This window comes from Planktomarina temperata RCA23, from assembly GCF_000738435.1.
Lineage (GTDB): Bacteria > Pseudomonadota > Alphaproteobacteria > Rhodobacterales > Rhodobacteraceae > Planktomarina > Planktomarina temperata.
In genome coordinates, this window is record NZ_CP003984.1 from 834,085 (window position 1) to 849,665 (window position 15,581).

Annotated in this window: 14 protein-coding genes; 5 read left to right on the top strand and 9 right to left on the bottom strand. The window is 51.0% G+C overall.

The window, feature by feature from the left end; all coding sequences use genetic code 11:
• Positions 1-147: 147 nt before the first annotated feature.
• From RCA23_RS04000 to RCA23_RS04020, 4 genes are all read left to right on the top strand, one after another.
• Positions 148-687 (top strand): flagellar basal body-associated FliL family protein, encoded by a 540-nt coding sequence (locus RCA23_RS04000; protein WP_044049200.1) that lies wholly within the window; start codon positions 148-150, stop codon positions 685-687.
• Positions 688-1,024: 337 nt separating this feature from the next.
• On the top strand, positions 1,025-1,396 hold the full coding sequence (locus tag RCA23_RS04010; protein WP_044049202.1) for a flagellar export chaperone FliS: 372 nt from the start codon (positions 1,025-1,027) through the stop codon (positions 1,394-1,396).
• Positions 1,397-1,514: 118 nt separating this feature from the next.
• On the top strand, positions 1,515-1,928 hold the full coding sequence (locus RCA23_RS04015; RefSeq protein WP_044049203.1) for a hypothetical protein: 414 nt from the start codon (positions 1,515-1,517) through the stop codon (positions 1,926-1,928).
• Between the two features lie 519 nt (positions 1,929-2,447).
• Entirely contained in the window at positions 2,448-2,687 is a 240-nt protein-coding gene (locus RCA23_RS04020) for a hypothetical protein (RefSeq protein ID WP_044049204.1), read from the top strand.
• Between the two features lie 32 nt (positions 2,688-2,719).
• On the opposite strand, the gene RCA23_RS04025 is transcribed toward RCA23_RS04020, so the two are convergent.
• Positions 2,720-3,523, bottom strand: a complete 804-nt coding sequence (locus tag RCA23_RS04025; protein WP_044049205.1) for a flagellar hook-basal body protein — start codon at positions 3,521-3,523, stop codon at positions 2,720-2,722.
• Positions 3,524-3,580: 57 nt separating this feature from the next.
• Between RCA23_RS04025 and RCA23_RS04030 the strand changes: the two genes are divergently transcribed.
• The gene (locus tag RCA23_RS04030; RefSeq protein WP_052377021.1) at positions 3,581-5,353 is read left to right on the top strand and encodes a chloride channel protein; all 1,773 of its coding nucleotides are present in this window, start codon (positions 3,581-3,583) and stop codon (positions 5,351-5,353) included.
• Between the two features lie 4 nt (positions 5,354-5,357).
• Here the strand turns inward: RCA23_RS04030 and RCA23_RS15925 are convergent, their stop codons facing one another.
• The 8 genes from RCA23_RS15925 to RCA23_RS04070 all read right to left on the bottom strand — a co-directional run bounded on the left by RCA23_RS15925 (position 5,358) and on the right by RCA23_RS04070 (position 15,517).
• On the bottom strand, positions 5,358-6,194 hold the full coding sequence (locus tag RCA23_RS15925) for a transglycosylase SLT domain-containing protein (protein ID WP_052377022.1): 837 nt from the start codon (positions 6,192-6,194) through the stop codon (positions 5,358-5,360).
• Positions 6,191-7,480, bottom strand: a complete 1,290-nt coding sequence (gene flgL / locus RCA23_RS04040; protein WP_044049206.1) for a flagellar hook-associated protein FlgL — start codon at positions 7,478-7,480, stop codon at positions 6,191-6,193. Before flgL ends, RCA23_RS15925 begins: the two co-directional genes overlap by 4 nt.
• A gap of 16 nt (positions 7,481-7,496) precedes the next feature.
• Entirely contained in the window at positions 7,497-11,738 is a 4,242-nt protein-coding gene (flgK, locus tag RCA23_RS04045) for a flagellar hook-associated protein FlgK (protein ID WP_044049207.1), read from the bottom strand.
• Positions 11,739-11,740: 2 nt separating this feature from the next.
• Positions 11,741-12,091: a rod-binding protein gene (locus RCA23_RS04050; RefSeq protein ID WP_052377023.1), complete on the bottom strand. Its 351-nt coding sequence runs from the start codon at positions 12,089-12,091 to the stop codon at positions 11,741-11,743.
• A 12-nt stretch (positions 12,092-12,103) separates the two neighbouring features.
• Positions 12,104-13,240, bottom strand: coding sequence for a flagellar basal body P-ring protein FlgI (locus RCA23_RS04055; RefSeq protein WP_081870886.1), 1,137 nt, complete (start codon positions 13,238-13,240; stop codon positions 12,104-12,106).
• 13 nt (positions 13,241-13,253) lie between these two features.
• Positions 13,254-13,937, bottom strand: coding sequence for a flagellar basal body L-ring protein FlgH (locus RCA23_RS04060; protein WP_044049208.1), 684 nt, complete (start codon positions 13,935-13,937; stop codon positions 13,254-13,256).
• 10 nt (positions 13,938-13,947) lie between these two features.
• Complete coding sequence (flgG, locus tag RCA23_RS04065; protein ID WP_044049209.1) at positions 13,948-14,736, bottom strand: flagellar basal-body rod protein FlgG; 789 nt, start codon at positions 14,734-14,736, stop codon at positions 13,948-13,950.
• A gap of 61 nt (positions 14,737-14,797) precedes the next feature.
• Complete coding sequence (locus RCA23_RS04070; protein ID WP_169701323.1) at positions 14,798-15,517, bottom strand: flagellar basal body rod C-terminal domain-containing protein; 720 nt, start codon at positions 15,515-15,517, stop codon at positions 14,798-14,800.
• Positions 15,518-15,581: the final 64 nt, after the last annotated feature.

Consider the following 15,581-nt stretch of genomic DNA (forward strand, 5'->3'; position numbering starts at 1 on the left):
TAAGTCTATAGGATCGCACGAGTCAAAAAAGTGACAGCTTGAAACAGCAAAATTTTTTGAAGTTGGGTATGGCTAACTACAAATTCTACAAGACTTACGATTAATGAATTTTAACAGTATGCCGTTTAAGAGTAAGGGGAGGGTGATATGGCGAGAAAATTAAAAATTGGTCTGCTTTATGGTCTGCCAGGAACAATTGTCTTAAGCGCGTTCTTTGCGGGTCATATGTCAATCTCGCCTGAAGCCGATCGACTTGCAGATCCGAGTGATGCGACCGCAGTCATTGAGCCGGTGGAAGACGTCGAAGCCGAGAGCAGCGATGCGGCAGCAGGGGCGGCCGCTGCAATGTTGGGACTGCCACAATACCAGTATTTTCCATATCGAACGACTTTAGTGGGCAACATTGAAGGCACCAACCAACTTTTTAGCTTCGAAATAGCAGTGGCCGTCTATGACAAAAAAATATACGCTAATTCATCCATGGACGTCTTGGCGGAGCTTGAACTACAACTGACCCCGCTGATCTTGGATCAAGCACTCGGTATGAACGCAGATGTTCTTTTATCAAAAAACGGCCGAGAAACCTTGAAGGTTCAGATCAAAGATATGTTAAATGAAACTTTGCAGAAATGGGGCCACAGCCCATTTGTTCATGCAGTTGAGATTACGTCATTCGTGGTCACCTAATTCTGTTTGCATGGCATGAAGTTTGCAGATGAACCCTACTAATACACCAGTTAGGGAGACTGTTATGAACCTATTTAGGCAATGGATAAATGATGAAACATCAGAGCAGGATGGCTCAAGTTTACGGAATTTAGAAGTCGAAATCTGCTACTTTGGTGAAGATGACAAAAAGCAAATGACACTCAAAGTGCCATTTACGGAGTATGTGGACCCCTCAGGCAACCCGGGGATCGGGTGAATTATAAAATTCTCTAATTTGTTTTTGAATTCGAGCTAAACAATAGCGAATCAGCACCGTTGATATTCTTAGAGATCAAAAAACCTTCGGGAGAGCAGCGTGAATTATGCATTTGCAAGAGATCAATACAGGAAGTCCAAGAATGCTGCGTTAAGTTCATTGAGCGACCCTCATGAAATGATAGGGTTAACGCTTAAGGAGTTATCGCGCAGTTTGAACGCTCTGCAAAATGATAACGTGACCGAAGAACAACGAAATCTGCATTTATCGAAAGGCTTTACTGCGGTCTACATCCTGCAAACAAGCCTCGATTTCGAAAAAGGCTTTGAAATTGCCAGTAACCTATTCAAAATCTACGAATTCGTCCGCGAGCAATTGCAAAAGACCCTCAAAAGAGACGTAACAACTAATTTGGCTGTATGCAGTGGCATTCTGGATGAGATAATTGACGCCTGGAGAAATATTAAATAAACGGGATCTACTGTAACTCAACAAGCAAGTTGTGGAGACGAGTTTGGCTGCATTTTGTCCCTCATGGATCTATTCCTCCGTTTGTGCCCTAATTGCGCAGCGGTACCTGTCTGAGGAGATGGGATTAGAAGCATTCTGTGGAAAATACGCGGAAGAATTGCAGAAACATTATTCTGACGTGAATGAACAGATGGTGTTGGCCACGGCTGAGGGCTACTTGAGGCATTTGATGGAAGCGGAAGTTGAAGATGCCGCAGAAATTTTAAATAGCTATGCTTATCATCGTATTACAGTGGATAAGAGTGGGTCCCCTCGCAAGATAAAGGGCTATTTTTCTTCTGCTTTAGCGGGGGTTAAAGCACCTGAAATAAATGCAGAAGCGGATGCCAAATCGTTCAAACCCTTTATCTTTATGTATAGATCTAAGCCAGAGCTGGCGGCGCCCGCTGGCTGGGATTGGAGCAAAATTGAAGATGGAGAATGGCTGACTGAATTTCCAGAGTTAGAGGTCTCAGTTTTCGACGGCTTATAGCTTACGACAGCAAGTTTACCGCTGACCCAAATCTAGGCAAATCCTGAAACATATTTGATAACCGTGCCATTTTGGTTGCGGCACCGGAATGCGCATATGCGGGAGCCATAAGAGCCCGAGCCATTATCAAATTTTCGGTGATCTGTGCGGAAGGGGCTTGGCTTGGATGGAATATTTGAACCTTCGGATGATCCGCGTTATAGTTTGGAACTGTGTTCAGAGATTCTGTTGGACCAACCCCGAAATGGGTTTGCCTTAAGCTCGTTTGGGGCTTGTCGGTTACGCCAATCGCACCCGCAAGCGCAGTAACTGGCGCAGGTTGCGGCTGAAAGTAAGGTTCACTTGCTATTGGGCGTAAAGGTACCAACAGGGGCTCCATTTATGTAGCTAATGGACGTCACCTTATCTGGGAAAATTAATTAGGCTAGCAAATATTTTATGAATTGCGTCAAACTTTGACAAATTTACTGAAAATGGTCATAACTAGGGGAAGGAAATTACGAGATAGAGAGCAGCGAAATGTCTGAAAAAGAAAAGCCTATTCCGCCTTGCCGCCGCTGTTTGATTATTCGCTATTTTCTTGTTTCGGCTTCACTTTTCATTGTTTGCATCCCAATCGCAGGTAGCAAGTTTGAACCATTAAAACACCTGACAGCTTGGCATTTTGTAGCCATTATTTTTGCAATCGGGATTGCTGGACTAATTTTTAAGTATATTTTTGAGATGCCGCGGTATTCAGACGACGAGAGGGACTCTTAGGCCCGAATCAGTGTTCGAGCCTAAGATAACGACTATCGTGTCAATTTTTCGACCATATCGGAGTTGGCCTGGAGGACGCGTGCTGAGCCGCTGAACTGTTGCTGTGCGCGGATCATGACGGTCATTTCCTGCGTAATGTCCACATTGGATCCTTCCAACGCACCAGCTTGCAACGTGCCATAGCCCGATTGTCCTGCAACTCCGAATGACGGTTGGCCGGAGTAAGTCGTTTCTGCAAATCGTGCGGATCCAACGTTTTTGAGGGCACCTTGATTGGCGAAAGTTGCGAGGGCGAGCGTGCCGCGGTCGATAATTGAGCTGCCATAAGTTGCCGAAATTTGGCCACTTGATGTAATTTCTAGGCCGGTCAAGGCGTCTTCGCCTTCGCTAAATGGGATCTGCAGCGCGGACAGAGTTGCAGCCGCTTCTGCGCCCGCCGCGGTCCCCTGGACGAAGGCGCCATCACCAGTTTTCAGATAGCCATCCTTGTCGATCGTGAGCTCGCCGCTGCGCGTGTAAAATAGGTTTCCGGACGAGGCACCGTCTGGGCCGGGGGGCGAAACGGTTAGCATTCCGGGGCCAATGATCGCGAGATTAAGCGCACCGGCACGGTCGACAATCGCGCCTTGCCCATCATTTCGACGGGTTCCAGCGATGGCACTGCCGAACCCGGCTTGCGTGCGCGCCACGGTGTCGGGCGTGGCGGAGCCATAAATATCGTTGAACGAAACATCACTTTTCTTAAAGCCAGTGGATCCCGAGTTCGCGATATTGTTGGAGACGACTGCAATTTCATGCATAGCTGTGGACATGCCAGATCTGATAATTCCGTACATTATTAACCCCTTTTGAACAGTTACTCACAGCCTGCTGTGCAGCAATCATGCCAACACGTGAAAAATAAGTTGAAATTTCAGATTGGTCCGTTCAATAATTTAGCAAAGGGGTATGAAATCAAACATTTTGAGCTTAAATCGTCATCCAAATCCATCCTAAGCATATACGCAAGCTCAGGAATTGGCGCCGCTATTGGTGTGATAGTATCGGTAATAGTTGGTGGATTTGTATACCTTGTACAATTCGCACAAAATTTAGATTTGTTTGGGGATGCGCGTTTTATACAATTGGGCGCAATCGTTTTAGATATCAAAATATGCTTCTTTATAATTCTGGCAGCGATTGCAATTTTAATTTTGAGAAAACTCTTCGGTATCTCAAAGTGGAATGGACCGGCGGATTCTATTTATGCCGCACATCAAAATAACGATGAATTGGATATAAAGACAGGCGTAGCATCGACGATGGCTGCGTTAGTTTCCGCCGCTGGATATGCCTCGGTTGGTCAATATGGCCCCTTGGTTCATTTTGGTGCCACGGCTGGCACGGCTGCAAAAAAGGTGCTCAACCTAAGGATTGGGACGGATGTGGTCATTGGCTGCGGTGTCGCCGCGGCGATTTCCTCTGGTTTTGCCGCCCCGATTGCAGGGGTAATTTTCGCGCATGAGGCGATTTTAAGACATTATTCGCCAAGTGCGATGGCTCCGATAGCGACAAGCGCTATTGTGGCGGCTGCGATGGAGAGTTACTTTTTTAACATACCCCATCCGCTTGAAATCGTTGAAGTCGGTCCAACTCTGGTAAGTGCATTTTTACCCGTTGCCATTGCTGGTGTCGTCTTTGGATTGGTGGCCATAATTTTCATGCATAGCTTGCGATATTTTGCGGGCTTAAATGCTCGATTGAATCGGCCTGTTTATCAGACTATTTTTGTCGCCGTACTGGCGGTGATCATAGTTAGCCTTTTCATACCCGAGGCTCTGGGCCTTGGTACGGGTGTTTTGGCGTCGGTATTAAATATCCAGGGAAGTTTAGGTTTCATTTTATCCTTACTTTTGGTCAAAATCGTCATAACCAGTCTGTGCCTTGGTTTTGGCTTCTTTGGCGGAGTTTTTTCACCTTCGCTCTTGATTGGTGCAGCTACGGGCGCTGTACTGGCCAAATGTTTCGCCCTTATCGGTTTGCCGGGTTTGGGCATGGCTTTGGCTTTGGCGGGTATGGCTTCTGTTGCGGCCTGCGTCGTTGGTGCGCCATTGGCGACGATATTTATTGTCTTGGAACTCACGCTTTCCTATGAGTTCACCCTCATTACATTGCTTGCTGTGATCGTGAGCCAAGTTATTTCGTCAAATTTATTTGGTAATTCGTTTTTTGATCGCCAGCTTTTGGATAGAGGAATTGATCTAAAGTTTGGCCGTGGCAAGTTTAGCTTATCTCAAGCGCGCGTGTTGGAGCGCGCTCATAATGATTTTGTATCCACCCCGACAGATTCGACGGTTGCCGCCGTGTTAAAACTCCTTAGCGAAGCTGGGCAGACCGAGGCATATTGCCTGTCTCACGACGGTAATCTGGAAGGTAAATTGTCGATTATTCACCTCATGGGGGCTGATAAAGATCAGGCGGTGCGGGAGATCATGGACCGCAGGCCATTGCGTTTGAAGGCAGATCAAAACATGCTCGAGGCAATAGAAGTGGCGTCAGGTTTTGTTGGTGAAACAATTCCGGTGATTGAGGAACCTGGCGGAAAAATGATCGGTGTTGTGAGTGAATCCGATTTATTTTCCGCATATTTGGACATCCAAGAACAAGTTCAGGATGTCGAAAAATAGGACATTAGTTCACCGCAAGAGATTTGCGTAAGGCCTCAACTTTTGACCAATGCTTTCGCAAAACACCCCGCACCTGATGAGATTTCGTCATGTCATTTAAAGATGGCGGCATGATGAGTGCATTGGTCTCCTCCGATTGCCCTAGGCTGGCAATTAATCGCGCGTATTCTGGATGTATGACAGTGCTCGACTGGGCATAAACACTTGCCTTTGATGCCAGCTGGAACCCCATGTCGACCTTGTTTTGGCCCGCAGTGCCGAGATTGAAGAATTCATAGTGAGTAGGGGCAATTGCGAGGTTGGGAATTGAGTTGCTTGCCGTGCTATTCATAGTCTCAACCGCAGTTGTAAATCCGCTGAAATATCGCTTACCCCGATTTTCATCTGGTGAATGATAGTGCTGAACCGCATCGGCCCAAGAGCCGTGTTGTCTATACAGCTGTCGTAAGAATTTCGCGGCGTAGGTCACATTTTGGACGGGATCAATCATCTGCTCCAACGACTTAAACTCCTGGCTATGCCAATAGTGATTGATCTGCATACAGCCAACGTCAATATTGGTGCGCCCTGTCGCGGTTGCGGTGGTTAGGTAGTCAAGAGCTGAGGATTTTGTTTCAAAGTAAAGCCCTTTGCCCGCGTGATTGAGCGCCCAGGGCCAAGCTTTGCGTTTGCCATTTAGGCTGCGACCGGACTCAATGCGTGCGATTGCTGGTAACAGGTGTTGCGGCAGACCGGCGTTCTGTCCTATTTGCGTCGCCAGCTCTTCGCAATCGCGCACAGTGCTCTGCGCTGATAATGGGGTTAATGCTAAAATGATCAGGAGGGCGAAAAGGCGTTTCATCGGATCAAATCAAACAGGCTCTGTTGCCCAACTTTTGCAAAAACCTGCCGTAGGGCATCCCGGTTGACCAAGAGGCTTTGCAATTGAGTGACAACTTCGGTCAGATCGGCATCTGTTATTCCTGAAATGGCTTCGGCAACTGTAATCTCTTTGCGTGCGAGCAGTTCAGATTGCATTTGCGCGGTTGCGGCATAGGCGCCGACCTGGGCTTGGACTAAGGAAAAATGATCAATAGCTTGGTCTAAGCCGGAGAGCGAGGTTTGCAAATCGCTGTCTTTATCGACCAAAGTGACGGTATCTCCCAATCGTCCATCACCCTGAATTTGCTGTAATTTAATCGTATTGCTGGGCGTAGCTTCGGCGCCTGTGACCCCATCAGAGTCGATATGTGAGATGGTGAAGCCATTGCCATCTGTGCTGAGTAAAACCAGCCCGTTGCCGTCTTCTGCGGCCGTGGCACGCACGCCCGTTAATTCTGTTTTTGCATTGACCGCTGCGATCATGCTGTCCATCGTCCCAAAGACAATATCCGCAGAGATATCCGCCTGTCCATTGGGGCCCTCAATCCGAAGCCCCAAAGGGGTTGGATTGGGACCGATGTCAAAGGTCAGCAGCGCTCCATCGGCTGAAGTGACCGTGCTTTGCGTGGCGTATACAGCTGATTTTTCAAGCGAAGTTTCAAACTCTTGCACGATGTCAAACACAGACTTTGTGCCCTCTTGGGTCTGCACGCGCATAAAACTTGAGACGCCATCCACGCCGGTTGTAATGTTGAGCGAGGCCGAGACGGGCAGGCTGTGCAACCCATTGTCACCGCTGTAAGCCACAGATCCGTCAAGGTTGATTTTGAAGGGATCATCATTTGTCTGATAGCCGCCGAATAGGGCTTGCCCCTGCGTATCGCGGCTATTGGCCAAGGCGACCAGCGCATTTTTATGCTGGGTGACTTCCTTGCGGATGGACATGCGATCTGCTGCATTCAACGTGTCATTTGAGGCCTGGATTGACAGCTCTTTTAACCGGATCAGCAGGTTTTGCACCTGTCCTGTGACCTCATCCGTGTCCGATAGGCGCGCTTCGATCCTGTTCATATTACTGCGGAAGCGCTCGAGACCGGCCTGGAGATCTTTTGCGGCAAACAGTTTTGATGTTGCAATCGGATCGGTCGAGGGCCTGATGGGTTTCTGTCCAGAAGCCACCTGGGTTTGCAACTCGCTCAATTGAACGGAGAGACGGCTCAAATTGCTGATGGTTTGTTGGTTGAACATCTTGGTACTAATCGTCATGTTAAGATCCCATTCATCAAATCGAGCGTAACAGAGTATCGAGCAGCTCTTTCGCTGTGCTCAACACCCGCGCTAAAGCTTGGTAGGCTTGTTGTTGCTCCAGAAGCCGCGCCGCTTCTGTGTCGAGGTTCACCCCGGAAAACTCAGATTCAATCTCCATGGCCGCATCTCTCACCGCCTCGGTTGAGGCGGCCGCAATCGCAGAGGAGCGCACTTTGGCACCAACATCCAAGATCAATGCGCTGAATTTTTCTGAAAACCCGCCGCGTCCAGAGTTTTGATCAGTGGATTGCAGCGCCAAGAGCTGGGAGATATTGCGCCCGTCGCCCTGGCCATTGACGTTTCCAGCCACGCTGAAACTGTCACCATCCATCAAGGTGCCCTTTAATACCAAATCAACGCCAGCCACATTAAACATACCGGTTTCGTCGAGGTAACGGCTGGCAATCGTGTCGCCTGAAAGATGGTCTATGATTTCAATTCGGCCACTCGCCGCATCCGTCACCACCACATCCAAGGATCGTGGCAGGCCGACTGAAGCTGGGACATCTTCGCGGTCAAACTGCGCTGACAAACGCCGCGTGCCGCCCCCGGTTAGAATGACGATCAACTCTTCACTGGGGAGGTTGCGCAGTGAGATGTGTTCCGACACCAAGCTCTCTGCGGCGGCCTCAATGCCGATGGCGCTTTGGTCGGTGGTTGAGATCCGCAATCCGTTTTCATCGACGGTGAGCTGGTTCGGTGTCACCGATAGGCCCAGTGCAGTTGCATTTGCGCTGGGCAATATCCGAAAATCATCAGCCAGGCTGGCGCCGGTGCGGGTCAGTTGGAGCTGATAGATGCCGCTTGTTGGCGCGCTCCCGGTCACGGTTGTGCCGGCTGGTAGGGGGGATGCGGAGGTGATGGACAGGTCAGCGTTACTGTCCAATGCGACTTGCACGCTATAGCTCACCCCGCCGGATTGAAACGTGAGGCTGCGGGGGGAACTCAAGGCGCTTGCGGTGAAACTGCGGCCCGTCATCACCTCGCTCTGCGTCGCCTCGGATACTCCAAAAACTGCGCGCGCCGCGGCGCTGTTATTTGGAGCCACTTGCAAAAATGCCCCCATTTCAGAGCCGTCCTGCGCGCTGACGGTGAGCTCTAAATTCTCATTGAAGCTTGCGGAGAGGCGCCCGGCCTCCGGCCCTGTGATGTAAATCTCACCATCGGTCATCCGCAGTACAAAGTCTTGCTGCCCGAGGCGAAGGGTGATGGCGTCGCCTTCACTGGGTTTTTGCGTCAGCGCCACACCTTTGAGAACCGGTATAGGGGCCACGGCGCGGATCTGCTTTGCCAAGGCTGCTGCGATGGATTGACTGCTGAGGTCTGTCAGGGTGGCGGTGTGCACAGCCGCGTTGATCTTACTGTCGGATCCGTCTGTTTCGAGCGCGATCGAAAACTTGGCAGCTGCGGCGCTGGCCAGGCTCCCATCCGGCCGCGCTTCATTGCCATCCAACCCTTCACTTGCGGCGAAATCCAAGGCCATCCAGGACCCTCCGGGGTCAATTTCTCGACGGATAGATCCGTCTGAAAAGGGATCTGCTGCACTATTTTTGACGCCAAAATCTGTTGTGAGAGAGAATGTTTTTGGAACTGTTAAGGTGATTTCACCACCGAACCGTGCGAATTTGGTTGTGCTGCCGGCCGCACCCAATGTCACGGGCGCCGTTGTGCGCGGTTGACCGGCCTGACCAATCGGGCGGAGCTCAACGCCACTGCCCGCGGTCGCCACGTCACCAACAATAATGTCGTAGCCTTCGGCATTGTTGAGAGTCAGTTGCGAAAAATCGGCTGATACATGCGCGGTTATCCCCGTTTCAGAGGATCTTGCATTTATCACCACAGCAAGATCTCTGAGATCAGAATTGGACACTGTGCCAACGAAATCGATGGGCTCAGAATTTTCAGCCTTTAGAGAAAAACTAATCTGCCCATCGGGCACCGCAGAGAGGCGCAGGCGGGTCTGGGCCTGTGCTTTCACCCCCAGATCAGCGCTGAGTGCGTTCATCTCTTGGGCGATGTAATTTGCCATGACCCCCTGCGGGACCTCAAAATCTACGCCGCCCTCTGCCCCAATGGACAAAGAGATCGTTTGTGCTTGGGTGGGCACAGTGATGGGGAAACTGTCCCCGGACCAAACTGGGGGGGCGAAGCCACTGGTGGAAAATCGCAGGGTTTGCGCCCCGGATGGGCTGGATCGCTGAATGCTACTGCCTTGAAAATTATTGTCTGCACCACCATTCAAATATTGTGCACTATATTCGGCTTGATCCAAAAATCCATTGGCCGGGGTCAGGTAGTTGATCACCTCTGATGTGGTTAAAGGAACACCGGCGATTTGCCGGCCTTCGCGGGTGAAGACTTGAATTTGGGACGCTGTCGCATTGCCAATTGACAGGCCGCCAGAAATTGCGTCACCGGCCAAAATGGAACCGCCGGTCATTGCGTCGCCACCGCTTGCAATGGATAAAAGACCACTGTTTCCAGCGGCAAAAAGTCCGAGATCGGCGAAATTTTTCTGATCAGCGGTGACCAGCGTTCCATTGTTCAACATCTCAGCGAACTGGGACATATTTGTGGCGAGGTCTTCGATGCGGCGTGTGTTGAAGGCGGATGCATCAAATTCATAGTCAACACCGCCGAGTGTAACGGTGAGGCTTGAGAGATTATTTTGTTGCGCGTCCGAGAGGCTAAAGGACAGGCTGTCCTGGGTTTTGAGAGAGAACAGGTCAATATTGCTCACCCCAGCGGGAATGACGCCAATAACGCCATCATTGCGTAAACGTGTGGCGGCGACGCTGCCGGAATCGTTTTTCAACAGCTGTGTTAAATCTGTCAGTCCGCTTGGCTCAGGAATTGAAAAAGAGCCAACCGAGATGCTGGCAGAGCCTGAATTTTCGAGGCTTTCTGACGACACGATCGCGCCTGCGGCCGCAAACTCTTCGGCTTTGGACAGCAAGAATTTCATATTGGCGGCTTTGCCTTGTGACATCGACAAAGAGATTTCGTCTCCATCCGCGGCCGCGCCACTGATCGCTATGGTGACGCCTTGGAATTCCACCGAGCTTGTGCCGCTGGCGACAATTGCACCGTCTGGTTTGGCGGCATTCCAGATATTATTGGCCTTGTCATAGGTCAGGGTCAGCGTTGCGTCGCTGACCACACCCGCGGGTGCAGAGATTGATGTGGCAATGGATCCTAAATTCGAGGTGGATTGATGAACGTCAATTGCATCAAGTGAAAACATATCCCCACCGCGCAAACCATTGAGGGTCAACCCCGATCTGTGCACAGTGTTGAGGTCGCCCATGACGGTTCGGGCCAATCCATCGAGATCGCGCGTGGTTTGTCCGATGGCCTCATAGGCTGCGACCAGGCCTGCGATAATGCCGGAGGTGATTTGTTTGGTGGGGCGCAGTGAGCCACCACCGCCGGCGTAGATAGTCACCTTACCCTCTTCAAAACTGGCCGAGAGGGCTGCGGCGTTTTTGCTTTCCACGAGTATGGGACCCGAGCCTGTGGAACCAAGGCTTAATGTGGCATCGCCTCGGGTTTGATAATCCGCGGAGAGTCCCACAAACTCTGCGATGCTGGATATGGATTTATCCCGCTGATCCAACAGAGAATTCGCCGCATTGCCGCTGCCGCCTGCTGAAATCAGCGTGGCTTGGATATTGGCCAGGCCTTGGGTTTCAATGTTCAAAGAGGAAATCGCGCTTTCAATACCGCTTTCGATTGAGGTCTGAAGGGCATCCAAGGATCCAGCCAAAGCCGCAAAGGCGGAGGCCAGCGCCTTGCCCTGCTCAAGCGCCACAACGCGCCCGGCAAGATCCCCAGGCGCCTGGGCAATGCTGCTGATGCCATTGAAGAAGGTGTTGATTGAGAAGGTCAGATCATAGTCTTCGGGCAAGAGCACCGATTCCAGAGTATTGAGCGCGTCTTTATAGGTATCGGCGCGGGAGAAATCGGATTGGCTGTCGCGCGCGCGTGCGGCGATGAAGCCATCAAAGGCGCGGGAAATATCCGACACGCGCACGCCCAAGCCAACTTGATCCGACACGCTCAATATTCCGCCTTGTGTCGCGGAAATTTCTTCCATTGAGGCTTCGCGCCGACGGTAGCCTTCGGTGTTCAGGTTTGCAATATTCTGTCCGGTGACGCTGAGGGCTTTGCGATAGGCTTGAATGCCACTGCTGCCGATATCGTATAAACCAGCCATGGCTATTTCACCTGATCGGACAGGCCGGCGCCCAACTGTGTGACGATGGCTTCAGCAAGGCCGAGTGAGATACCGGTGGAGCTGCTGCGTGCAACTTCAACGTCCAGCATGCCTTGAAAGGTCTTGCCGGCTTCAGATGAAAACATGCCCTCGGCCAATTCCCCCTGGCGCGCTTGTTTTAGAAATTCGGCAAGAAAAATCGATTCAAATTCTTTGGCCACCTCATAGAGCTGTTCTTTTTCGCTTTTGCTGCGATCCAAATGGGTCGGGCTCCAGGCGGCGCTGGCCCGCATTGTGTCGCGCGCCTGAGCCAATGCGAAAGATTGGCTCGACATGCCTGCAAAATCTGCCATCGACGGATCCCCCTAAATGATTATCAGCTCAGCACGCAGGGCACCGGCTTCGCGTAGGGCTTCTAAGATCGCGACCAAATCAGAGGCGGTGGCGCCAACCGCATTGATTGCGTTGACCAATGAGGAGAGTGAAACACCCGGATCAAATACGAATGCTGTCGCTGTTTCTTCTTCGGCCTGGATGTCTGTGTCAGGTGTGATCACCGGATCATTCGGTGCCACCACGGTTTGATCGCCATTGGTGACAACGGTTTGACCTTGATCGACATTGAAATCTTCGTTGACGCTCACGGTCATCGTGCCATGCGTGACGGCGGCAGGGGTCACGCGCACATTGCCGCCGATGACTATGGTGCCGGTGCGCGAATTGATAATCACCCGTGCGGGAGGTTCGGCCTGCTGCACTTCAACGTTTTCCATCAAGGACATAAAGGAAACGCGCTGACTTGGATCAACTGGAGCACGCACACGGATCGAGTTTGCATCCAATGGCACCGCCACATCAGGGCCGAAAATGCTATTGATAGCCTCCGCAGTATTTGATGCTGTGGTGAAATCACCGCGATGTAGGTTTAGGACCAAATGTGGGGTTTCCAAAAAGGCACTGGGCACCATACGTTCCACAGATGCGCCGCGGGGAATGCGCCCGACAGTCGGCACATTGACCACAAGCGAGGATTGATCGGCCCCTTGGACGCCCAGGCCACCCACAACCAGATTGCCTTGGGCGATTGCATAGGTTTCACCATCGGCGCCCAGAAGGGGGCTCATTAATAGGGTGCCGCCGCGTAGAGAATTGGCGCCGCCCATTGTGGATACCGTGATATCGAGGGTTTGGCCTACTTTCGTAAATGCGGGCAGCTCTGCGGTGATCATAACCGCAGCTGCATTCTTAGCGTTAAGACCTGAGACATCTGTGACCAGCCCAAACCGAGACACCATAGCCTGCATTGACTGCAAGGTTAGACCAGAATTGCCATCCCCAGTGCCCGCTAAGCCCACGACGATCCCATAGCCAACAAGTTGGTTCGCCCTAACCCCAGCCACGCTGGCGATATCTTTAACGCGTTCGGCATGGGCCGCCGTTTGCGCCAAGAGCACGAAGAGAACGGCTGCGATGCTGCGCGTGAAAGGGGGAGGGAGGGTCATGGGTTCATTAGCCTCAATAAGGGGATAAATCAGTAAGAATGCGCTGCAACCAGCCCGCTTTTGCCGTATTGGCCACATCACCTGCACCGATATATTTGATCTCAGCATTGGCGATGCGATCAGATGATATGACATTATTTGAGCTGATATCTTCCGGGCGCACAATTCCACGCACGCGGATATATTCATCCCCATTGTTCAGGGTCAGCTTCTTTTGACCTAAAATCTCAAGATTGCCGCCTTCGAAGACCCGAGCAACGGTGACAGACATCTGCCCCGTAAGACTGTTAGATTGTGCAGCTGATCCAGAACCAGAGAAGCTTTGATCCGTTCCGGCACTCAGCGAGCTTTCCAATCGGTTTAGGCCTAAAATATTGGGCATGTCTAGGTCAAACCCGGTGGCTTTGTTGTTGGCGGCGTTTTGGGACTTCGTCGCCTGAAAGTTCTCAGCGAAAGAGACTGTCAAAATATCGCCAATTCGGCTTGCGCGGCGATCCGTTGCAAAGAGCCCAGCTTGAGCGGAGTTGTAAATAGCCCCTGACGGGTAGCGGGTTTGCTGCTGTGGTGCAAAGGTCATTGGTGAGACTGGCTGGTATTCTGCACTGTTTTGCTCCTCCGAATAGGTGGAGACACATCCTGTCAACGATGTGAGACATGTACAAAATATTACACCAAAGGATATTTTGGAGAGGTTCATTTTCACTCCCTTACAAGTTATTTGACAAGAAGCGCATCATTTCATCCACGGCTGAAATCGACTTTGAGCTGACTTCATAGGCGCGTTGAGTTTCGATCATATTGACCAATTGCTGCACAACATTAACGTTTGAACCTTCGAGGAAACCCTGGCTTAACTTGCCAAAACCGGCACTGCGAGGGTTGCCTTCAACCGGTGGGCCGCTGGCGCCTGTTTCAATCAGAAAAGACTCGCCAATCGCTTGCAAACCCTGTGGGTTGACGAAGTTGGCAAGCGCGATTTGCCCCACCTCTTGCGGGTCTGATTGTCCGGCGAGCATGACCGAAATGATGCCGTCGGAGGACACGTTGATTTCGTTGGTGCCTTCTGGGATTTGAATTTCTGGCTGAACGACATAACCGCTGGAAGTTGTCAGAGTGCCTTGGCCATTGCGCGAAAATGTACCGTTGCGCGTGTAGCCCATTTGCCCATCCGGCATTAAAACTTGAAAGAAACCAGCGCCGTCGATTGCCAAATCCAGGGAGTTATCCGTAGACAACAGTCCACCCTGCGTGTAAAGTTTTTGTGTATTCAGAAGCTTGACGCCTGTTCCAACTGCTGAAGCGGATGTCAACATTGTCCCATCAGCCGTTTGCCCGCCCGCAGATTGGGTCACCTGATACAGCAGGCTTTCAAAATTGGGGCGATCGCTTTTGAAACCGGTCGTATTCACATTGGCAAGATTGTTAGCAATAATTTGCATCTTGGTTTGTTGTGCGGTGAGGCCAGTTTTGGCGACATGCATGGCGGCTGTGGACATCTTCTAACTCCTAGACCAGAGGTTCGAATAGATTACTGCAAGAGCCATGCCAAAGCTGTTTCTAGTTTTGCGGAAGCCTCATAAGTTCGGCGCCGCCGCGGTCAATATCTTCCGCCAGCTTAATGAATTTAATATTCATTTCGAATTGACGTTGGGTCTCTAAAGACAAAACGAGTTCTTCAACAGCGTCTACGTTGGATGCTTCAAGCATGCCCTGAACAATGGTTACTTTTTGATCGGGCGCAGGCACGCTGCCGTCAAATCTTCGTATGTGACTGTCGGCATGTTTTGTCAGCGTTTCCCCGACGGCTGATGTGAGGCCGAACCGCCCGACTTGAACGTACTGGCCCGGGGGGCCATCAAATGGCTCAATCGAAATTTCACCGATATTCGATACTTTAAGGTCGTTAAACGGTGGGAGTTGTAGAGGCTGTAAATTATCATCCAACACTTTTTCATTGGCACCATTTACCAAAAAACCATCTGGGTTTAGGGCAAAATCGCCGCGCCGTGTTAAGGATATGTCTCCACCTGTTGTAGGTTCCACATAAAAATAACCCGCGGAAACAATGGAAATGTCAGTTTTTAGATCGGTTTGCTTGAGCGGTCCAGGACTGTCCGAAAATCCGGCCTTTCCAGTTTCCAGTCTGAAGACCCGGGCGGTTGCCTGATCCATGGCTTGCACGAATGCAGAGCCACCATCATTTGGCAGATCCTTGCGAAACCCTGGAATGTCCACACTACTCAGGTTGTTTGCAGAGGTCGTGCGGACATCGTTCATTGTTTTGATCGAGTTGAGTGCCGTATGTATCATTCTATCCATGATGAACTACTCCTGCCGCTCC